Here is a 24,194-nt window from a genome sequence, read left to right on the forward strand (position 1 = left end):
AAAAGTGTATGAAATCTTTTTGAACTTTTCTGAAACCTCAATTTTTGTTTTCATTTGATTAAAAGCTTAATTTTCATTCTAATTAAATAACTCCTGACAGCTTAAACTATCAGGAGTTATTTTCATTTTAAAGATTCAAATTAATTCAAAAGTACTTTGTCAGCTTCTACCCATTCATCAGCAGCCACCCGATAATAAGTATGGCCGTTAACGATTAATTGACGATCATAGCGCCAAGGGTTTTGGTTGGTAACTGTGCGACTATTGGACTTCACCATCAAACTGCGAGCCGGATCATAATGATAAACGGGCGCACTGGCTTGATTAATGACTAAGGCACCCACTTTACGATTTAGAATCATCGCCTGTGGTGTCCAAGTAACATCGTTGACTGAGACAAATTCATTCGGAGCCACTTGATAATAAGTTTGACCATTAATTGTTTGCTGATTATTCGTCAACCATTGCGTATTATGACCTAAAGTCCGTTCGGCAATCACCTGCCCTTGGGCATTATAGACTGGCACTTGGGCTTTATTAGTTGTTACAACGCCATCTACAATTTGGTTATTGCCAGCTTGCTCTGGAGTCAAATCAACATCACTAGCTTTGACATATTCATCAGCACCAACACGATAATAAGTTTGACCGTTAATTATACGCTTATAATCAATCTTCCAAGCAGTATTCGCACCCAATACTTGACTATCAATCTGGTTGCCATCTTGATCATACAAAACAACATAACCATTAGTAACATTAGGTTTCACTGTGACCACACCTTTTTGTTTTTGCATAGTTGTCTCATCAGGCTTAGTCGGCTGGTCAACATCAGGATTAGTTGCTGGTAAAGTTGGATATGTTGGCACAGGAGTATTCTTAGCATCCGTTATTGCTTGGTTAATCGCAGCTACGCCCGCATCTTGTTGGGTTGTGACATCAGCCGGAGTCGTAGCAGCCTTAACCTTGCCAACGGCCTGATCATACGCCGCTTGAATAGCTTTTTTAGCAGCAGCTTGTTGACTAGCATCTAAACTAGCTACTTGACTGTCCGCATTTTCTTTAGCCGTTTGTAAAGCAGCTAAAGCTGAGTCTTTTGCCGTTTGTAGTGCTTGTGCAGCAGTTTGCGCATCCGTTACTGCTTGATCAATCGCAGTTATTCCGGCTGCTTTTTGCGTATCAACACTCGCCACATCTTGTGCATTATTAACTTGGTCAACCGCATGTCCATAAGCAGCAGTAATTGCTTGTTGCGCAGCAGCGGCAGCGTCCGGATCCAAATTAGCAGCAATAATCGCTTGTTGGGCAGTATCACGCTCATCTGCTAAAGCGGCTAAAGCCGTATCCTTGGCAGCTTGCAATGCTTGTGCATCACTTTGTGCTTGATTAATCGCAGCCACACCCGCAGTCTTTTGCGTATTAACCCCGTCTACATCACTAGCGGCGGTAACGGCAGTGACTGCTTGATTATAAGCAGCAGCAACTTGAGCTTTTGCCGCTTGCTTTTTAGCATCAGTATCTAAACTAGGATCAGCATCAATAACATCATCAGCAGCTTGCTGAGCATTATCTAAGTCCTGTAAAGCATTATTTTTAGCAGTTTGTAAAGCTTGAGCAGCAGTTTGCGCATCGCTTAAAGCCGCTTGAATAGCTTGCTTACCTGTATTCTTGGCATTAATCACGGCTGTGGCAGAATTAGCAGTTTGTACATTGCTTACAGCGTCATCATAAGCAGCTTGCGCAGCTTGAGTAGCGGCAGCTTTTTGAGCGTCATCTAGATTAGAATCAGCTGCAATTGCTGAATTCGTTTGGTCTAAGGTCTGTTGTAACTCAGCTAAAGCCGCTGTTTTATCAGCTGCTAATTCACTAGCACTCGTATTAGCGGCAATGACAGCCCCAGCAATAGCGGTCACACCATCAGTTTGTGCTGTATCAACTGCCTTCGTCGTGGTAGCGTCCTCTACCTCAGCTTGACTTTGCTTAAAGGCTTGGTCAACCGCCGCCAAAGCAGCTTGCTTCTGAGCGTCAGTTAAATTAGAATTATTAATTTCATTATCTGCATTATCTTTGGCCGTTTGTAAAGCTTGTTGGGCCGAAGTCTTAGCAGCTGCTAAATCTTTAACGGCTTGTTGAGCTTGCGTATAAGCATTAATAATGGCCGTTTGGGCAGCTTGTTGCGTCTGCGGCACATCATTGACATCACTCACGGCATTAATACCACTGACACCTTGATCGTAAGCTTGTTTAACGGCTGCTCTAGCAGCTTGCTTTTGTGCAGGTGTCCAATCAGCTTGGTCAATCTTGTTATATTGATCAGCCTGTGTTTGCGCAATAACCAATAAGGCCTGATTTTTCGCTTGTTGTAAAGCATCCGCCTTACCTTGGGCATCAGTCACGGCTTGCTCAATTTGTAATGTCGCACCGTCTTTAGCATCTGTAATATCAGACGTCGTAGTTGCGGTCTGAATGGCTTGCTTACCAGCGTCATAAGCGGCTTGGACATTAGCTTTAGCAGCAGCTTTTTGATCAGCATTTAAATTGTCATCCGCATCAATTTGATTATTAGCATCCGCTTGCGCCGTATCTAACGCGGATAAGGCAGTAGCTTTCGCATTTGCTAAATCAGCGGCCGCAGTTTGTGCATCCGTGTAGGCTTGATCAATTGCACTAATGCCGGCAGATTGTGCGCTGGTAACTCCCGCAGTATCGCTAGCCGCATTAACTTGCGCTACAGCTTGATCATGGGCTTGTTTAACTGCTTGTTTCGCCGCCGCTTTTTGGTCAGCATTTAAATTAGTATCATCGTCAATAGCCGTATTCTGCTTAGTTTGTTCATCATCTAAGGCTTTGATGGCGTCCGTCTTCGCTGTTGCTAAATCAGCCGCAGCCTTCTTAGCATCCGTGACTGCTTGGTCAATCGCAGTGACACCATCACCTTGAGCAGTTTGAACAGCTGTCGGCGTAGCCGCTTGATCAACATTATTAATTGCATTGTCATATTGATCGTCCACCTCAGCTTTAGCGGCTTGCTTTTGAGCTGGCGTTAAATCAGAATCATTAATTGCTTGATAAGCTTGATTTTGTGCAGTCATCAAAGCATGCTTAGCAGCACTTTTATCATCTAATAAATCAGCCGCAGCTTGTTGAGCATTAGTTAATGCTGCATTGATTTGGTCTAAAGCTGGCGTTTTAACATGATCCACTTCAGTCGTCGATGTGGCACCGTTAATCGCGTCTACTCCATCTTGATAAGCGGTAGCGACAGCTTGATGAGCGGCAGTCTTTTGGGCATCACTTAACGAACTATTATTAATGGCTTGATCTGCTTTATCTTTGGCTGTTGCTAATTCGGCAATCGCGTCATGTTGCTTATTCTTCAAGTCTTGGGCCGCATTATTAGCACCCACAACATCTTGTTGAATTTGTTGCACCCAAGTACTTTGTGCCGTTGTCACACCAGAAATATCACTCGCAGCATTAATGGCCGCTACCCCACTGGTGTAGTCAGCTGCGACTTGTTGATGAGCAGCTTGTTTTTGAGCCGCTGTTAAGGAACTATTATCAATATCATCGTCAGCCTTGACCTGAGCAGCTGCCAACGCTTGAATCGCATCTAAACGAGATTGTTTGAGATTTTCAGCATCTGTATTGGCAGCAATTACGGCAGCGTTCATGGCCGTAATGCCGTCATCGCGGGCAGTATTGACATCGGCAATCGTTGTTTGATCGTCAATATTAGCTTGCGCCGCCTTATAAGCAGATGTGACTTGTTGGTGTGCCGCTGCTTTTTGCGCAGCCGTCAATTTCGTATTTCCATCAATCTGGGCATCAGCTTTTTGCTTAGCAGTCGTTAATTGCGTTTGCGCATCAGCTTGTGCTTTTTGTAAATCGTTTTGGTCAGCAGCCGTCGTCACGACATCATTAATTTGCTTAATACCAGCATTAGCAACATTTTGCACCGCACTAATCGCCGTTTGGCTATCCAAATTATCATTAGCTTCTTTAAAGGCTGATTCAATTTGCTGAATATAATCTTGTTTTTGTGCATCCGTCAAATTAGCATGCGCATTAACCTGCTTTTCAGCGGTATCTTTAGCAGACTCTAATTGCTCCTTAGCCAAATCTTTAGCTTGCTGCAAGGCCGTCGCTGTACTATTGGCATCGGCAACCGCATTATTAATCTGCGTCACTCCATCTGCTTGCGCTTGGGCAATGCTTTGCACATTACCAGCTGCTTTGACATTAGCCACCGCTTGGTCAAAGGCAGTATTCACAGCAGTCGTAGCAGCAGTTTTTTGATCCGGTGTTAAATTCAATTGGTCTAACTTAGCTAAAGCCTGCGTCTTAGTTTCTTGTAAAACAGCAATGGCGTTGGCTTGATCATTAACCAAATTCTGGGCATCCATCGCTGCTTGTTGCATTTGGTCAATACCCGTTTGTTGTTGAGTCGTGACAGCTGCGGTGGTGGTTGCATTATCAACAGCCGTTACGGCAGCATCATGGGCTTGGTTGACTTGCTGTTCAGCCGCCGTTTTTTGTGCTGGTGTGTTCCAATTTAATTGGTCAATTTTAGCTAAAGCAGCTGCTTGTTCTTGGTCTAAAGCTTGTTTGGCACTAGTTTGAGCAGTCGTTAATGCGGCTTTATTTTCTGTTTGCGCCGTGGTCAAAGCGTCTGCAATTTGCTCTTCGCCAGTTGTTTGTTCAGTGGCTATTTGAGCTGGATCAGTTTCCTTGCTAATTTGGGCAAAGGCCTGATCATAAGCAGCTTTAGCTTGATCTTGATAGGTTTTCTTTTGTGCACTTGTTAAATTAGTCAAGCCATTAATATCCGTGGTGACCGATTGTAACTTATTAGCTAACGCTTGTTGCGCATTGGTTTTAGCAGCAGCTAATTGGGCAGTGGCTAAAACTTGGTTGATGGCTTTGACGCCCGCGGACGTTTCCTGATCAGCAGCTGTTTGCGTCTTAGCTGCCGTTAAATTAGCTGAAGCTTCATTATAAGCAGCTGTCAAATCTTGTTGTGCTGTTGTCAAAGCAGTTCCTGTAATGCCAGCACTCGTCAATTGGGCTTCCACATTAGCTTTCGCGTTATCTAATTGGGCTTGATCTTGTAATTTATTAATAGCTAATTCACCAGCAGTTTGCGCCGTTGTAACATCATCGTTAGTGGTAGCAGAATCAATGTTTGATTTAGCACTAGTTGCGGCATTGTCAACCGCGTTTTTGGCAGCAGTAATTTGTTCTGGTGTTAAGCTCGAATTACTTTCAATTGCCGTTTTGGCAGCCGTAGCGGCGGCATCAATCGCGGCATCGGCATTATCCTTAGCTTGTTGTAACTGGTGCGCACTGACAGCAGCCGTAGCAGCTTGCGTAATTTTGGGCAAATCAGTACTAATTACTTGATTAACCGCACTTTGTTTAGTTGCTGCCGTCAAATTGTCAGTAGCTGTTTGATACGCTTGACTGATGGAAGCTTTCGCAGTACTTAATTCTGGATCTTCAGTAATGCCAGCGTCACTTAATTGCTGCAAAGCACTAGCTTGAGCATTATCTAATTGCGCCTGGGCTTCTAGTTTATTGATTGCTAACTTACCAGCGGTTTGCGCAGAATTAACAGCGCTTGTAGTTGTAGCAGTATTAACATTATTCTTAGCTTGATTGGCAGCAGTCGTAATTTGATTCTTAGCCGTATTACGTTGAGCTGGTGTCAGGCTCGTATCGTTATCAATTGCAGTCTGAGCAGCATTAGCGGCAGCATCAATGGCCGCATTAGCTTCATCTTTAGCTTGTTGTAATTGATGATCATTCACAGCAGATGTGGCCGCAGCGGTAATTTTTGGTAAATCAGTACTAATGACATCATCAACACCGGCTTGATCATTAGCATTCGTTAAATTCGTATTTGCTGTTTGGTAAGCTTGACTAATGGCGTTTTGTGCAGTAGTTAAGTCTGTTCCCGTTAGGCCAGCGTCACTTAATTGCTTCAAGGCGCTTGCTTGGGCGTTATCTAATTGCGCTTGCGCTTTAGCTTTACTAATTGCCAATTCACCGGCTGTTTGAGCAGTGTTAATGCCATCGGTGGTTGTAGCAGAGGCAATATTGGTTTTAGCATTGGCTGCAGCATCATCAACCGCCGTTTTAGCAGCAGTAATTTGCTCCGATGTTAAGCTTGAATTACTTTCAATTGCCGTTTTGGCAGCACTGGCGGCGGCATCAATGGCGGCATTGGCTTCATCTTTAGCTTGTTGTAATTGATGATCGTTCACAGCCTTTTTGGCAGCAGCAGTAATGGTTGGTAAATCATTATTAATAACGGCATCGACACCGGCTTGGTCATTAGCATTCGTTAAATGATCAGTAGCCGTTTGGTAAGCTTGACTAATGGCATTTTGTGCAGTAGTTAAGTCTGTTCCCGTTAGGCCAGCGTCACTTAATTGCTTCAAGGCGCTCGCTTGGGCGTTATCTAATTGCGCTTGCGCCTTGACTTTACTAATTGCTAATTCACCGGCTGTTTGAGCAGCGGTAATACCATCAGTAGTCGTAGCAGAGGCAATATTGTTTTTAGCTGCCGTTACAGCATCATCAACCGCCGTTTTGGCAGCAGCAATTTGCTCCGGTGTTAAGCTCGAATTACTTTCAATCGCTGTTTTGGCAGCCGTGGCAGCAGCATCAATGGCGTCATCGGCCGTATCACGACTGGTTTGTAAAGCAGCGGCCACTTCAGGATCCACATTCAATGGTGTCAAACCGTCAACAAAATCTTTATTGGCACTGAAAGTTAAAGTGTCACCGGGTTGTAATGTATCAGCGGGAATATCAAAACTAAAGTTACCAGCAGCATCAGTCTTCGCCATATATTTAGGAGTAGTATCGCGCCAATAATCAGCAGCGACAGTACCTGTCATTGGTGTCTGCGTACTACCGTGGTTCACAGTCACGTAGATATAGGTATTGCTGAGATCAGCACCAGCAGTCTTCGAACTAACATGACCTGTAACGTGTGTCTTATCAGTATCAATAGCCACATTATCCACGTCAATAAACGGACCTGCGGAAATAAACTCTAACTTCTTACCTGTCAAACTTTGATCACTTAACCAACCAACAACTTGTTGTTCAGCGTCAGAAGTTTTGCCCACAATATCACTCGTCGCACTAGCATCACTAGGTGCATTAATTGTGCCAATAGTATTGTTATTAACTTTTAAAGATAACTTATCTAATGGACCGGAAGTTTCTGTTCCGTGAACAAACTTCACATCATTTAACGTTAAGGTACTATTGTTAATCAATTTAGCATTGGCGTTATTGCTGGCATCTAAGACAAAGTCTTTCGGGTTATCAATATTGACCTTGGCTCCAGAAATATTCAATAAGGTCATGGCGCCGGTACCATCAACCGCCACCTTAAAAGTTCCACCGGTATTATTGATAGAACCGTTGCTACTGATATTAACGATAGAGCCCTTAAATGTATCCATGTTCTGACCATTAATATTGAAGCTAGAGCCTTCGTCAAGGTTTAAACTACCACCAACGGATACCAAGTTTTGATAAATGGTACCATCACTATTGATGTTTACAGTGGAACCCGATTCAAGATTAATTTTAGAACCATTACCAATATTAATGGCTTGCGCTGTATCTTTAGCGTCTTCACCAGCTACGTTGATATTTAAAGTGGACCCATCTTTGGCATCAATAGTTCCTGCACCATTAATATAAATACCAGCAATATTACTATAAAAAGCTTCTGACCATTGGCCATGGCTATGAGGATTTAAGGTAACCTTAGAACCAGAATCTAAAGTAACATTGCCCCCAGCACCAATTTGAATAACTTGATCTCTGTAACTAGTACCTGTAAATGTTGCATTTGATTCAAATTCAACGGCACCAGAACCACTAATTTCAATAACTTGTTGCGGATTGTAGCCCGTGCTAGTAACCGTGCCCGACCCATCTGGTGCATCATAACTTGGAACTGACGTGGCTTGAACGTTGTTCCGAATCACCACGGTTTGCCCATTAGCGTGAATCATCTGTTTGCCGGTATAAGTAATATTGTCAAAAACAATGGTCTGACCACGATTAATACTACCATCACTATTAACAGTATTGGATTTACCTGATGGATTAATAATCCCCCAATAATTAGAACCATAGAAATCAATATTCTTAAAGGTAATTGTATTGTCACCATTACCTGTAGTAAAACGCATATCCCGCATATCCAAATAATAGCGATTAGTTCCAGCTGACTCAATTGTCACATCTCGATTAACTATCTGCATATCGGTATTACCAGTTAATGTCATATCATTGTCCAAGATAATCGTATTAACATTGGCATTAGCGGCAGCAGCAGCTAACTCTACTTGATTCGTGACATGTGCAACTGTGTCATCAAAATTACTAATTTGTGGCTTCGTTGTGGTGTTCGTTGCTGCCACTGCAGCAGGTTTAACTTGTTGTTCATTATTTGTAGCCGCAGTTTCATCTGGTTGCTCATTGGTTCCTGTATTGGTTGACGTGTCCGTATTACTACTTGATTCGTCGTTAGCAGTAGTCGGGGTCGCGTCAGTAGCACTTGCTGTCGTAGTTTGAGCAGTATTGGTGTCATCTTGAGTTGGTGCTGGAGTAGTTGTTGTATTGTTTGCTTCAGCCTGATTATCGACAGTTTTAGTTTGTAAGCTATTAGCTTGTTGTACAACGGTTTGAATTTGGGCTTTCGCCGTAGTTTGGATATTAGTTAAGTCAGAACTGGTTTGTGCTTGGTCAATTTGAGTAGCAAATTGCGTACTAATCTCCTGCAACTTTTGTTGCAAGGAAGATGTTTGCTCTGCTGCTAATTGCAAATCAGTAATTTGATTCTTGGCCGTTTGAACATTCAGTTGCAAAGCACTATTGGCCGCTACTTTACCAGCTGCTAAATCAGTTGTTTGATTCGTGGTAGACGTAGTGGTATCCGGTGTTGCTTGGACATTGGCTTGACTGGCGGCATTATTATCATCAACATTGTCAGCTGCGGCGTTAGTCTTATTAACGCTCAACCATAAAGTTGATGAAAATAATGTCACCCCTAAAGTCATAAGTAATTTCTTTTTCTTCATTATGAGTCCCCTCAATTCAGATTAAGTAATAATTGTCAGCTAATTGCTTTTTATTAGTTGCCAAAAATCGCAAAAATTATCGTTAAAATAAGAATATTAACTAATTTAATACTTAAATTTAACCACTTTTATATAAAAATAGCCAATTATTCGCATTATTTTTATTGATATATAACTTTATAGCAACAAAAAAGCGACAATTGTTGGAGTAATTGTCGTTTTTTAAATATTTTTAATTTAAATTAATTAGTTTTTTAGGTAGTAAATATCCACAATTTGATTAGCATCAGTAGCTACAACATCCTGCGCATCAACCTTAGACTGATTGGCTTGATAACCGTTAATTGTAGGAACAGTAACTGCAGCCCATTTGCCGGTATTCCAATCACCGTAAACTGTCTGTCCAGTATTTACATCAAGATCAACACTGCGATTGAGAACAACTACTTGGTTTTGTGTCTTGATAATGCCACTGGGATAATGAATATTGATAGTCCGTACCACCGTCTTCGTTTGCATTTGCGTTTGTTTAGCGACTGCAACTTGCAACACTTGATCTCCAGACGCATCAACTGTGACTGTTGCTTGCGGAAAATCAATAATATCATAACCAGCAGGGGCATGATAATTGATATTCAACACATCACCAAGATAACCGGTTAATTTTTGAGTACCAACTATTTGACCGGCTAAAACATATTGAATTGTGACAGTCTGTTCAGCTGGTGTGTAATAAATATCCACAGTTTGATCTGTTAAATCAGCTGTAATGTCAGTTGCTGGCACTTGTGTGATAGTTGCTTGATAACCCGCAATCTCTGGAACATCATATTCTGACCATTGCACTTTAGACCAATCACCATAAGTTGTGGTGCCATCATCATGCTTAGTAACAATCCGTTGAATCATGCCTGTTTGCGTCTGCGTTTGAATCGAACCATCTGGTTGGTGGAGATTAATAGTACGTGTTACTGCCTTAGCTTCAACATCTCTTGGAACTGGATTTTCAGTATCCCAATCATAAGTAGTAACTTGATCCCGTCCTGGCATATTCATCAATTCATGAGAGGTGTATTTTGTTCCTTGATCTGATCCACTAGTTGCTATCCAATATGGTGATTGAACAACCAAATTGGTACCTGCTACTGGTGTTCCTTGCACAGGAACATCTGGTAAATCAGCATTACTAAATGCCTCCATATCATTATCATAATAATTATAAAAACGCAGGTTGCTTCCCAATACTAAATGAGAAAGATTAACATCATTAGCAAACATATACTCAAATTTATAATTCTCTAAATTATTCATTTTAAAACTGCTGAGATTGAGACTTTGTAAAGAAATATTATTATCAAATATCCCCATCATGTCGTCAACTTTATCAGTATTAAAAGTACTAAGATCTAAATTCTTCAGACTTCTATCTTGAATAAACATATAACTCATATCAGTCACATTAGACGTATCAAGATAATTTAAGCCGTTGATTTTCTGTAAATTGGGTAACTCAGCAAAAAAGTACACTAAATTATCGTTTACCGACACACCTTGATCAAAATTTATTTCGGTTACTTCATTATTGTATTCATCATATCTCAATACTTCATCATAAATTCCGGTTCCTCGATTTTCTATCTGTCCGGCATGAAAAGTTAAAGTATAGTCATTTCCTTGATGTATAAAATCCCAATTACTGGTTCCCCAAGTACCACTGGTAATTAACTCACTACTTGATGGGGAATTATCTGAAATAGAATTACTGTCAGGAGTAGTTGTCACAGAAGTAGCTGGAGCAGTAGACTCCGATTGTTCACTAGTTGAATCAGTAGCTGCACTATCAGCTTGTAAAGCAGGACTATTATTTGCATCATTAATGTCACTTGGCTGCAAACTATTATTAGCAGCACTATTTGAAGTATTGGCAGCAATCTCAGTGGTCGCATCTGGCGTTGTTGCCACAGGATTCACATCAGTAGTGGAATTTGTTGGAACTTCTTGAACTGTGGTTTCCGCAGTGGCATTCGTATCGGCATAGATTCTTTGCTGCGTCAATAACAAACCACAGACTAATCCCAAAAAGACCCCAGCTGTTGTTATTTTTTTCTTCGAGTTCATTCGTAGATTCCTCTTTGCATATTTTTTAAATTATAATTAAATATTAAGGCTATTAATTAAAAAATCAAGTATAATATTTAAAATAATGTAATATAAAAATCAAACATATTAAACACCGATGAATTAAAAATTACATTTTAAAACATATAAAAAAGCAATTCTTCTCATTAGAAGAATTGCTTTTCTTTGGTTCTAGTCATTTAAAACGTTCTGTTGTTCAACCCATTCATTAGCGGCAACGCGGTAATAAACATGACCATTAACAATTAATTGGTAATCGTAACGCCATGCATTAGTATTCGCTAAGGTTTGAGTGGTCGATTTAACCATTAAGCTTTTGGCTGCATCATAAACATAAACTGCAACATTAGAATTATTCACTGCTAATGTGCCCACTTTTTTATTAATAACCATAGCTTGTGGTGTCCAATTAATATCAGAAGCTGCCAAGTATTCATTTGGTGCAACTTGGTAATAAGCCTGACCATTAATCATTTCTTGAGCACCATTAGTCAACCACTGAGTACCAGCAGTCAAACTGCGGTTAGCAATGATTTGTCCTTGTGCATCATAGACAGGAACGGTCTTTTGTGCTAAGTCTGAGCGTACGGTCAAGACTCCATCAACTACCGTTGCTTGCTTAGCCGTATTAAAGTTCACGTCACTCGCCTTCAGATATTCGTTTGGTGCCACGTGATAGTAAAGTTCACCATTAATCATAGTACGATTATTGGTCTTCCAACTAGTCTTTGCTCCGACTACACGATCAATAGCTTGACCATTTTGATCATACAAAGTCACAAAGCCCGCACTAACGTTTGGTTTAACCGTCACTACCCCCGAAATAGCAGTATCCGTTGGTGTCGTAGTTGGTTGTTTATCTGCATCCGAATCATCTGTGCTTGGCAACGTAATGATTGGTGGTTGATTATCTAATACCATATCCCGTAATAAAGAATTAAAGTTTTCAATACCAGCAATTCCATTCAAGGCCGCACCCGTATTCGTAGTACTATCATTCACTTCTTGTTGCGCTGCAGCATGGTTATCAGCTAACTGTTGTTTTAACTGATCCTTCTTAGCTTGAGAAATATGCAAATCATCAATTTGCTTATTAGCCGTTGCTAAAGCCTGATCTAAAGCTTGGTTGGCATCGGCCTTGGCTTGATTGACATCACTAGCAACATTTTGAACGGTCACCACATGAATTGCTTGAATACCTTGATCACTAGCGATATGCACAGCTTCTGAAGACTGAGCTTGCTTGACTTGCGATTTGGCTTGATCAAACGCACTTTGGGCATTGGCCAGTAAAGCTTGCTTTTTATCATCGGTTACTGTCATAGCATTGATTAACTGATTAGCGTTAGCCAAAGCATTTTGTAACGCTGCAATGGCATCAGTTTGCGCTTGCGCTAAGTTGTGATTAGTATTGGCTGCTACCAAATCATTGAGCGCTTTAGAACCTGCAGTTTGCGCCGTTGTAGCGGCAGTAATTTGTGTAGCCTGATTAATTGCCGTCAGCGCTTGATCATAAGCTTGTTGTGCTTGCTGTACTAAAGCAGTCTTTTGCTTAGGTGCTAAGTTCATAGCATTAATAGCCTGATTAGCCGCATTCAACGAAGCTTGCAAATCATGTTGAGCATTTAACTTGGCAGTTGCTAACGCGTCAGCGTCAGCCTGTTGGGCGCTAGTCACAACCGCCGTCAATTGTTTTACACCGTCAGTTTGCGCTGTCGTTACAGCCGCTGGTGTTTGAGCCGCATTTACTGCTGCTACTGCTTTATCATGAGCTTGTTTAGCTTGATTCTTGAAGTCTGCTTTTTGCTTAGCCGTCAAGTTGGATAATTGATCAATGGCCGCATTAACTTGAGCTAGCTGATCAGCTAAAGCTTGCTGGGCAACAGTTTGGGCATTAGTCAATTCAAAAGCAGCAATAGCAGTATCGGCAGTTGTAGCAATTTGCTTCAAACCATCAGCTTGGACTGCCTGCAAATCAGTTGGATTATGAGCACCATTAACTTTGGTTTTTGCTTGCTCAACAGCAGCTTGAACTTGTTGTTTTGCTGTGGCTTTTTGCTCGGCTGTTAAGCTGGAAGCAGCAATTTTAGCATTGGCCGCCATTTGCGCATTGGTTAATGCTGTCACTGCGGCTGCTTGAGCTTGACTTAAAGCATAGGCATCAGAACCTTCTGCAGTGTCCAAAACTTTATCAATATTCGTCTTACCTTCATCTTGGGCGCTGGTCACATCAGCAACCGTCTTTGCCGCATTAACTGTCGCTATTGCAGCAGAATGTGCTTGTTGTACTTGGTTCTTCAAGTCACTCTTTTGTTGATCCGTTAAATTCTTGAGATCATCAATTTCATTTGTAACCTTGGTCAATTCAGTGTCTAAAGTAGACCGAGCTGCTGCTTGGGCATTGGCTAATTCACCAGCGGCAATGGCATCAGCACCGGCTTGGGTAATCGCAGTCTGACCGTCAGTTTGCGCAGTCTGCATATCAGCTGGATTAGTAGCTGCATTAACTTTAGCAGCAGCGACATCATAAGCAGCTTGTACTTTTTGCTTAGCAGCTTGCTTTTGCGCATCACTTAAGCTGGAAGCAGCAATCTTATTATTAGCAGCTTTTTGTGCAGCAGACAAAGCAGCTAAAACGTCAGTCTTACTATTTTGGAGTGCCGTAGCATCAGAATCGTTGGCAGTATCCAATGCTTTGTCAATGTTCATCTTACCTGTATTTTGAGCGTTTGTTACATCGCCTACATTCGTTGCCGTGTTAACTGCTATCATCGCATCATCATGAGCCTTTTGTGCTTGCGCTTTAGCTGCGACTTTTTGATCAGCTGTTAAGTTCTGTAATTGATCAATTTGTCCGTTAACTTTATCCAATTCAACGTCTAAAACACTTTTGGCTGAAGATTGTGCATTGGCTAATTCACCATCTGAAATGGCATCATCACCGGCTTGCATAATCGCATTTTTGCCATCAGTTTGTGCTTTGTTTATATCAGTTGGATTAGTAGCACTATTAACTTGGGCCGCTGCCGCATCATAAGCGTCTTGAACTTTTTGTTTAGCCGCTGTCTTTTGATCGTTACTTAAACTGGACGCGTCAATCTTATCATTAGCAGCTTTTTGCACATCACTTAATGCAGTTAAGGCAGCTGTTTTACTTTGACCTAAAGCATTTTTGTCATCAGTTTGAGCAGTCGTTAAGGCCGAATCAATATCGTCAATACCTGTACTTTGTGCACTGGTAACCTCAGCTACTGTTGTAGCATTTTTAACCGCTTTTTGTGCAGCATCGTAGGCTTTTTCAGCCTGGCTCTTTAAATCAGTTTTTTGTTGATCAGTTAAGTTCTTGAGTTGATCAATTTTATTTGTAACTTTATCCAACTCAGCGTCTAAAGTACTTTTGGCTGCAGACTGTGCATTCGCTAATTCACCAGCAGCAATGGCACTGTCTCCCGCTTGCGTAATAGCTGACTGACCGTCAGATTGTGCCGTCTGCATATCCGTTGGGTTAATAGCAGCATTAACTTGGGCCGCTGCTGCGTCATAAGCATCCTGGACTTTTTGTTTAGCTGCCGCCTTTTGATCAGCAGTTAAGCTTGAGGCAGCAATCTTGGCATTAGCAGCTTTTTGCGCCGTAGCTAAGGCAGTTACGGCGGTAGCTTGGCTTTGACCCAAGGCGCTAGAATCATCACTCTTAGCTGTCTCTAAAGCGGCGTCAATATTGGTAATCCCTGTAGTTTGTGCACTAGTTACGTCAGCCACCGTTGTCGCTGTATTAACCGTCTCAACCGCATCATCATAAGATTTTTGCGCTTGCGCTTTGGCATCGGCTTTTTGGTCATCTGTTAAGTTCTGTAATTGGTCAATCTGATCCTTGACTTGCGATAATTCAGCGGCTAATTTTTGTTGAGCTGTAGCTTGTGCATTGGCTAATTCAGCTACGGCAATAGCATCAGCACCGGCTTTCACAATCGCATTTTTCCCATCAGTTTGCGCCGCTTGTAAATCTACTGGATTCGTTGCTTCCTTAACTTGTGTTGCAGCTGTATCATAAGCATCCTGCACTTGTTGTTTAGCAGCTTGCTTTTGCGCATCACTTAAACTAGAAGCATCAATCTTATCATTAGCATCCTTTTGCGCATCACTTAATGCAGTTAAGGCAGCTGCTTTACTTTGACCTAAAGCATTTTTGTCATCAGTTTGAGCAGTCATTAACGCTGAGTCAATCTTGGTAATTCCAGTATTCCGTGCATTAGTGACATCAGCTACCGTTGTGGCCTGATTCACAGCTGCGAGCGCAGCATCGTGAGCCTTTTGTGCTTGCGATTTAGCCGCGTCTTTTTGATCAGCCGTTAAGTTCTGTAATTGATCAATTTTACCTTTAACTTTATCTAATTCAGAATCCAAAACCGTTTTAGCTGCTGTTTGCGCGTTCGCTAATTCACCAGCGGCAATAGCATCCTCACCGGCTTGCGTAATCGCCGTCGTGCCAGCAGCTTGTGCTGTTTGTAAATCTGCGGGATTCGTTGCTGACTTAACTTGTTGTGCGGCTACATCATAAGCAGCTTGCACTTGTTGTTTGGCCGCTTGTTTTTGCTCATCACTTAAGCTAGAAGCATCAATCTTATCATTAGCTGTCTTTTGAGCAATAGACAAAGCAGATAAAACATCATTCTTACTATTTTGGAGTGCTGCTGCATCAGAATCACTAGCAGTATTCAAGGCTTTATCAATGTTCGTCTTACCAGTATCTTGGGCAGTTGTCACAGCATCTATTGTAGTGGCTGCAGCAACGGTATTGACTGCTTCATCATAGGCTTTTTGTGCTTGTTCTTTGGCGTCGGCTTTTTGATCAATGGTTAAGTTCTGAAATTGATCAATATGATCATTAACCTGAGATAATTCAGCAGCTAATTTTTGTTGGGCTGCTGTTTTTGCGTTCGCTAATTCACCCATCGCAATAGCATCAGCACCCGCTTGGGTAATCGCCGCCTGACCAGCACTTTGGGCCGCTGCTAAATCAGTTGGGTTAGTAGCACTATTGACTTTTTCTACCGCAGCATCATAAGCAGCTTGCACTTGTTGTTTAGCAGCTTGTTTTTGCTCATCACTTAAACTAGAAGCAGCAATCTTGGCATTAGCGTCGTTTTGCGCAGCAACCAAGGTATCTACAACATCAATCTTACTATTTTGTAATGCCGTTGTATCAGAAGCACTAGCAGTATCCAAGGCTTTATCAATGTTCGTCTTACCCGCATCTTGAGCAGTTGTCACGTCAGCTACCGTTGTCGCCGTATTCACTGCCGTCATTGCAGCATCATGGGCTTTCTGTGCTTGCACCTTAGCAGCGTTTTTTTGATCAGCTGTTAAGTTCTGTAATTGATCAATTTGTCCGTTAACTTTATCCAACTCAGCGTCTAAAGCACTTTTGGCTGCAGACTGTGCGTTAGCTAATTCACCAGCAGTAATCGCATTATTAGCAGCCGTATTGATGTCATTAACGCCGTTGTTTTGCGCAGAAGTTAACTCAGTTGGACTGGTAGCTGCTTTAACATTATCTACTGCTACATTATAAGCAATTTGCACTTTTTGCTTGGCAGCTGCTTTTTGTTCATCTGTTAAAGTAGAATTATCAATTTGACTATTAGCCGCAGTTTGCGCAGTTGTTAAAGCAGCAGTGGCAGAGTTTTGACTGTTTTGAAGATCACTGGCGTCATCATTATTAGCCATATTCAGTGCTGCATTAATATTTTCAATTCCCGTCTTTTGAGCATTAGTGACATCAGCTACTGTTGTCGCCGTGTTAACTGCCGTTACAGCATTATCATGCGCCGTTTGTGCTTGGTTCTCAGCGTCGGCCTTTTGATCAGCCGTCAAGTTCTGTAATTGATCAATTTGGCTCATGACATCGGCTAAATCTGTGTCTAAAGCAGTTTTAGCAGCATCCTGAGCATTGATCAATTCACTAGCGGCAATCGCAGCAGCGCCAGCTTGTATAATCGCATTTTTACCATCAGTTTGTGCCTGGTCTAACTCGGCTGGATTAGTAGCAGTATTAACTTGGGCTACGGCTGCATTATAAGCTGCTTGAACTTGTTGCTTAGCAGCAGTCTTTTGCTCGTCTGTTAAGCTGGAAGCAGCAATTTCATCATTAGCAGATTGTTGAGCAGCAACCAAAGCAGCCAAAACATCATTCTTACTATTTTGGAGTGTTGTTGCATCAGAATCATTGGCGGTCTTCAAGGCAGCATCAATATTCGTTTTGCCTGTCTCTTGGGCAGCTGTTACGTCAGCCACCGTTGTCGCCGCATTAACCGTCTCAACCGCATCATTATAGGATTTTTGCGCTTGCGCTTTGGCGTCAGCTTTTTGGTCAGCTGTTAAGTTCTGTAATTGGTCAATCTGATCCTTGACCTGAGATAATTCAGCAGCTAATTCTTGTTGAGCTGTCGCTTGCGCATTCGCTAATTCACCAGCGGTAATGGCATTATCGCCAGCTTGGGTAATCGCATTCTTACCATCAGTTTGTGCTTGATCCAAAGCAGTTGGGTTATTAGCACTATTAACTTGGGCTACGGCTGCATCATAAGCGTCCTGAACTTTTTGCTTAGCGGCCGTCTTTTGCTCATCACTTAAGCTAGAAGCAACAATCTTAGCGTTGGCATCGTTTTGTGCCGTAACTAAAGCATTTAAAGCGGTAGTTTGATTTTGACTCAAGACATTATTGTCATCAGTCTGGGCCGTTGTTAAGGTAGCATCAATATTGGCAATCCCCGTATTCTGTGCACTAGTGACATCAGCTACCGTTGTCGCCGTGTTAACTGCCGTTACAGCATTATCATGCGCTGTTTGTGCTTGATTCTCAGCGTCGGCCTTTTGATCAGCGGTTAAGTTCTGTAATTGATCAATTTTACCTTTAACTTTATCTAATTCAGAATCCAAAGCCGTTTTAGCTGCTGTTTGCGCGTTCACTAATTCACCCGCGGTAATAGCATCAGCACCGGATTGCGTAATCGCCGTCGTGCCAGCAGTTTGTGCTGCTTGTAAATCTGCGGGATTCGTCGCTGCTTTAACTTGTTGTGCTGCTGCATCATAAGCGTCCTGGACTTTTTGCTTAGCCGCCGTCTTTTGCTCAGTCGTTAAACTGGAAGCCTCAATTTTAGCGTTAGCATCATTTTGTGCCGTAGCTAAGGCAGTCAAAGCCGTAGTTTGGCTTTGACCCAAGGCACTAGCATCATCACTCTTAGCTGTCTCTAAAGCAGCGTCAATTTTCGTAATGCCCGTAGTTTGTGCACCAGTGACATCAGCTACTGTTGTCGCAGTGTTAACTGCCGTTACAGCATTATCATGCGCTGTTTGTGCTTGTGTTTTAGCGGCGTCTTTTTGATCAGCGGTTAAGTTTTGTAATTGGTCAATCTGATCCTTGACCTGAGATAATTCAGCAGCTAATTTTTGTTGAGCTGCCGTTTGCGCGTTCACTAATTCACCCGCGGTAATAGCATCAGCACCGGATTGCGTAATCGCCGTCGTGCCAGCAGTTTGTGCTGCTTGTAAATCTGCGGGATTTGTCGCTGCTTTAATTTGTTGTGCTGCTGCATCATAAGCGTCCTGGACTTTTTGCTTAGCCGCCGTCTTTTGCTCGGCCGTCAAGCTGGAAGCCTCAATTTTGGCGTTGGCATCGTTTTGTGCCGTAGCTAAGGCAGTTAAGGCATTAGTTTGGCTTTGATCCAAGACGCTAGCATCATCACTATTAGCTGTCTCTAAAGCAGCGTCAATCTTAGTGATCCCGGTATTTTGTGCACTGGTTACGTCAGCAATAGTTGTTGCCGCCTTCACATCCTTAATCGCAGCATCATGATCCGCTTTTGCTTGAGACTTAGCAGCCTGCTTTTGATCAGCTGAAAGGTTTTGTAATTGATCAATCTGATCATTAACCTGTGATAATTCAGCGTCTAATTTTTGTTGAGCTGCTGTTTGCGCATTGGCTAATTCACCTGCTGCAATAGCATCCTCACCAGCTTGCGTAATCGCAGCCGTACCAGCACTTTGTGCCGCTGCTAAATCAGTTGGATTCGTTGCTAAATTAACTTGTGCTGCAGCCGAGTTGTAAGCAGCTTGCACTTGTTGTTCGGCAGCTTGTTTTTGCTCATCACTTAAGCTAGAAGACTCAATCTTGGCATTAGCGTCGTTTTGTGCCGTCGTTAAAGCAGTTAAGGCATTAGTTTGGCTTTGACCCAAAGCCTTATTGTCATCACTCTTAGCCGTTGTTAAAGCAGCGTCGATCTTCGTAATGCCCGCAGTTTGGGCACTAGTAACATCAGCTACCGTTGTGGCCTGATTCACAGCTGTGATGGCAGCATCATACGCTGTTTGTGCTTGGGCTTTAGCAGCAGCTTTTTGCGTATCCGTTAAGTTTTGCAATTGATCAATCTGATCGTTAACCTGCGATAATTCAGCAGCTAATTTTTGTTGAGCTGCTGTTTGCGCATTGGTTAATTCACCTGCCGCAATAGCATCAGCACCGGCGTTCGTAATGGCTGTCTGACCAGCAGTTTGTGCTTGGTCCAAATCAGTTGGGTTAGTAGCGCTATTAACTTTTTCTACCGCAGCATTATAAGCAGCTTGCACTTGTTGTTTGGCAGCTTTTTTTTGCTCATCGCTTAAACTAGAAGCAGCAATCTTGGCATTAGCGTCGTTTTGCGCCGTAGCTAATGCGGTTAAGGCCGTAGTTTGGCTTTGACTCAAAGCCTTATTGTCATCAGTCTGAGCCGTTGTTAAAGCGGCGTCAATCTTACTAATTCCCGTTTTTTGAGAAGTTGTGACATCAGCTACCGTTGTGGCCTTATTAACGGCCGTAACAGCAGCATCACGAGCTGTTTGCGCTTGTGCTTTAGCAGCAGTTTTTTGCGTATCCGTTAAGTTCTGTAATTGATCAATCTTTGCATTGATACTTGATAATTCAGTATCCAAAGCTTTTTTAGCGCTAGCTTGCGCATTGGCTAATTCACCCGCAGTAATCGCAGTATCTGCTGCATTGGCAATAGCACTTTGACCATTCTTTTGGGCCGTTTGTACAGCAGTTGGGTCAGTCGCAGCATTGACTTGCGTCTTGGCTGAATCAAATGCTGTCTGTACCTTTTGTTTAGCGGCTTTCTTTTGGGCAGCACTCAAACTTGAACCATCAATTTTGGTATTGGCTGTCGTCTGTGCTTGAGTTAAAGCTGCTAAAGCGGCTGTTTGCGCCGCATTCAAAGCATCACTATTATTAGCAGTATCTAAAACTGCATCAATATTAGTAATCCCTGTTTTTTGCGCTAGAGAAACTGAGGCGTGATCAGCAGCGGCGTTCACATTCGTTACAGCGTCATCGTGAGCTTTTTGTACTTGCGCTTTTAATGCAGTGACTTGAGTGGTTGTCAGGTTTTTCAAACCGTCAATTTGATCATTAACCGTTGCCAACTCAGTATCTAAAGCTTGAGTAGCAGCTAATTTATCGTTAGCCAACACACCAGTATTAATTGCGTCCATGGCTGCTTGATTCATCTGTGTTTGACCAGTTTTTTCAGCAGTCGTGGCTGCCTGGCTATCAGTAGCAGCATTAATTTTCTTTTCAGCAGCTGTATATAAATTATCGACTTGAGTCATGGCCGCTACTCTTTGCTCAGCTGTTAATTTCGACTTGCTCAATTGATTATGTGCTGCCGTTTGCGCAGTCTTTAACGCCGTAATGGCATCCGATTTAGCCTTCGTCAAAGCGGTAGTGTCATCATCTTGCGCCGTCTTAGCCACGGCATCAATTGCGGTCACACCAGCTGTTTGCGCATTAGTTATATCAGTTGTATTTGTAGAAGCTGTTACTTGAGCAACAGCTGTGTCATGTGCTTGTTGGGCTTGGGCTTTTAAAGTAGTTTTTTGCGTATCTGTTAAATTCTTAAAACCATTAATCTGACTATTAACTTTCGTCAATTCATCATCCAAGATCTTTTGGGCAGCAGACTTTGCGTTATCTAAAGCACCCGTTGCAATGGCGGTTTGCGCCGCCGCATTAATGGCTGTTACCCCGTTAGTTTGAGCAGTGTTAATCGCATCAGCAGACGTAGCCAAATTAACATTTTTTGCTGCCGTTGTATAAGCGTCAGCAACGGCTTGTTGAGCAGTTTGTCTTTGGGCATCAGTTAAGTTAGCTTTAGCGATTTGGTCATTAGCTGCTGTTTGGGCGGCTTGCAGTGCTTGAATAGCCGTATCTTTGGTACTTTGTAAAGCAGCGGCCGCGGCGGCGGCGGCCTCTGGATCAAAGTCTAAAGGTTCAATACTATCAACAAAATCCTTATTAGCTGACAGCTCTAAATGATCACCTGGTTGTAATGTATTAGCCGGGATGGCAAAGGAGAAATTACCTTGCGCATCACTTTGCGCCACATACTTAGGTGCACTATCACGCCAATACTTATCCGATGTGTCAAGTGTCCCCGGTAATGGCGTCGTTGTGCCATTACTATGTTTCACTACCACATAAATATATGCATTGGTGTTATTGGTATGACCTGATACAACCGTCTTATCTGGATCAATCGTTGCTTGGTCAACGTCCACAAACGGTCCTGCCGACACAAATTCGATTCTAGAGCCAGTTAAATCCTTACCACTTAGATCACTCACTACTGGTTGTTCGGAGGCATAATTCTCACCGACGATATCACTCGCTGCACTGGCATCTGCAGGATCGTTAATCGTACCAACTGTATCGCTACTGATATTCATGTTTAACTTATCTAGCGGACCAGAAACTGTACCATCAGCACTAATATATTTCACATCATTTAAAGCAAATTGCCCGTCACTAATTAAATGGGCATTACTATTTGTAGTGGCATCTAAGACAAAGTCTTGGGGGTTATCAATATTCACATGGGCACCCGCAATATTTAACAGCGTCGTCGCCCCCGTACCGTCAACTTGAGCTTTAAATGTCCCACCAGTTAAGTTAATAGTACCGTTAGTAATATTCAAAATAGGGCCATTGAAGTCCTTCATATCTTGGCCGACAATTTCAAAATCAGCTTTGTTATCAACCTGTAAGGTACCACTAATATTTACTAATCCCGAGTAAATAGAACCATTGTTTTTTATATTGACTTTGGATCCTTGTTCCAGATGTAAACTAGAACCAGATCCTAAATTAATCGCTTGAGCCGTATCTTTAGCATCATCACCAACAACATTAATATTCAAAATAGAACCAGCTTGAGCATCAATGGTTCCAGCACTACTAATATAAATTCCAGCAACATTACTACCCGAATTTTGAGCACTAAGCCCATGACTATGGGCATTAAGGTTAACAGTTGCGCCCTTTTCTAAGGTAACCGTTCCAGCCCCTTCAATATCAATTACATCATCTTTATAAGTTGTTCCAGTAAAAGTGGAGCCCTCAGTAAAGTCAACTTTCCCACTACCACTAATCTCAATGACTTGTTGATAATCATCAATTGGTTTAATTACACTATTATCGTACGGACTGACGTAACTAGGTACTGATGAAGCCGAAACATTACCCTTAATGATTACTGTTTGCCCATTGCTAGCATGAATCATCTGGGCTCCAGTATAAGAAATATTATCAAAGGTAATCGTAGGTGTTCCTTGAGGATTAACCACCCCCCAGTAGGTGGAACCATAAATATCTAAATTTTGAAAAGTAATATCCCCCGAGGTAACAACTCGATTGCCACGCATATCTAAATAATAACGATGATCATCAGCTGATTTAACAGTTACCGTTCGATTATCTCCAACGTAAATATCACTATTAGACATATCAGATGCAGTGATTGTAATATCGTTTAACAAAACAATAGTTTTAATTTTATCAATATCAGCTGAATAACCCCCACCAATATTACGAGGAGCCAGCGCGGCTAAAAACTGGTGTGCTGTACTGATATAAACCGTTCCAGTATCGTCTGGTTGTAAAGCGGGATCATCGTCGTATAAGTAATTCGCGATGTGCGGTTTCGTACTTGTAATAGAATTAGATGCACTCGCTGCTGGCGTTGCATCAGTAGCAGTTGGAGTTGTAGAAACATTTTGACTAGCATCCGCGGCTGGCGTTCCGGAAACACTCGCTACACTGGCTGGCGTTTGATCAGTATTAGTAGTTGAAGTGGTATCCGTAGTATTAGTCGTTGCTGGTGCAGACGCAGAGTCAGCTACAGACGTAGTAGTCACATTTGTATTTGTTGTAGATGTATTATTAGCATCTGACGTCGTATTAGTTGTGGTCAAACTCGTTGCTTGTTGCACAATCGTTTGCACTTGAGCTTGCGCCGTAGCTTGAACTTGTGTGAACTCAGTGGTGGTTTGGGCTTGTTCCACTTGAGCGGCAAATTGGTCGTTGATTCCCTGCAACTGTTGTAACAAGTTGGCTTTTTGCGTAGCATCAATGGTTAAATTGTTAATCTGGCTAGTTGCCGTCTGCACACTTAAATTAATTGCATTTTTGGCCGCAATTTTGCCAGCTGCTAAATCACTTGTTGTTGCAGTAGTATCAGCAGTATTTTGATTATCCGTTGTAGGCGTTACTTGATTAACACTATCTGGCGTGGCAGTTTCATCAGCTTGCACGCTCGTTTTATTCGTAGCCAACCACAAAGTGGACGAAAATAAAGTCACACCCATAGTTGCTAAAATTCGTTTCTTATTCATTAGTACGTTCTCCCCAATTAAGCAAAAACTATTTCAAACAATTGACAAAAATAAATTACGTTAAAACTGACTTTTCATTGTTTAACGATTGGAAAATTCCATTTGTTTATCGGCAAATAAACAAAAAAAGATACGCGCTTTTTACATTAGCACAATTAAATTCAAAATCCAACTCAAAAAATTGTGACAAATGCAACAAACACATATCTTGTTAATTAATTTTAATTTATTTTTTATTTA

General features: G+C 42.1%; 3 protein-coding genes. All 3 read right to left on the reverse strand.

Features of this window, described 5'->3' with window-relative positions; all coding sequences use genetic code 11:
* Positions 1-140 precede the first annotated feature (140 nt).
* The 3 genes from AC3B6B_RS00060 to AC3B6B_RS00070 all read right to left on the reverse strand — a co-directional run bounded on the left by AC3B6B_RS00060 (position 141) and on the right by AC3B6B_RS00070 (position 23,954).
* Entirely contained in the window at positions 141-9,113 is an 8,973-nt protein-coding gene (locus AC3B6B_RS00060; protein ID WP_489756677.1) for a DUF1542 domain-containing protein, read from the reverse strand.
* A gap of 246 nt (positions 9,114-9,359) precedes the next feature.
* Positions 9,360-11,231, reverse strand: coding sequence for a mucin-binding protein (locus AC3B6B_RS00065; RefSeq protein WP_489756678.1), 1,872 nt, complete (start codon positions 11,229-11,231; stop codon positions 9,360-9,362).
* Between the two features lie 192 nt (positions 11,232-11,423).
* Positions 11,424-23,954, reverse strand: coding sequence for a DUF1542 domain-containing protein (locus tag AC3B6B_RS00070; RefSeq protein WP_489756679.1), 12,531 nt, complete (start codon positions 23,952-23,954; stop codon positions 11,424-11,426).
* Between the last annotated feature and the right edge of the window lie 240 nt (positions 23,955-24,194).

It is taken from the genome of Bombilactobacillus sp. ESL1197 (assembly GCF_058107145.1).

What these genes read in the sequence shown, in the direction of transcription:
- AC3B6B_RS00060 (WP_489756677.1), bottom strand. Translation starts at nt 9,113, where the DNA reads ATGAAGAAAAAGAAATTACTTATGACTTTAGGGGTGACATTATTTTCA.
- AC3B6B_RS00065 (WP_489756678.1), bottom strand. Translation starts at nt 11,231, where the DNA reads ATGAACTCGAAGAAAAAAATAACAACAGCTGGGGTCTTTTTGGGATTA.
- AC3B6B_RS00070 (WP_489756679.1), bottom strand. Translation starts at nt 23,954, where the DNA reads ATGAATAAGAAACGAATTTTAGCAACTATGGGTGTGACTTTATTTTCG.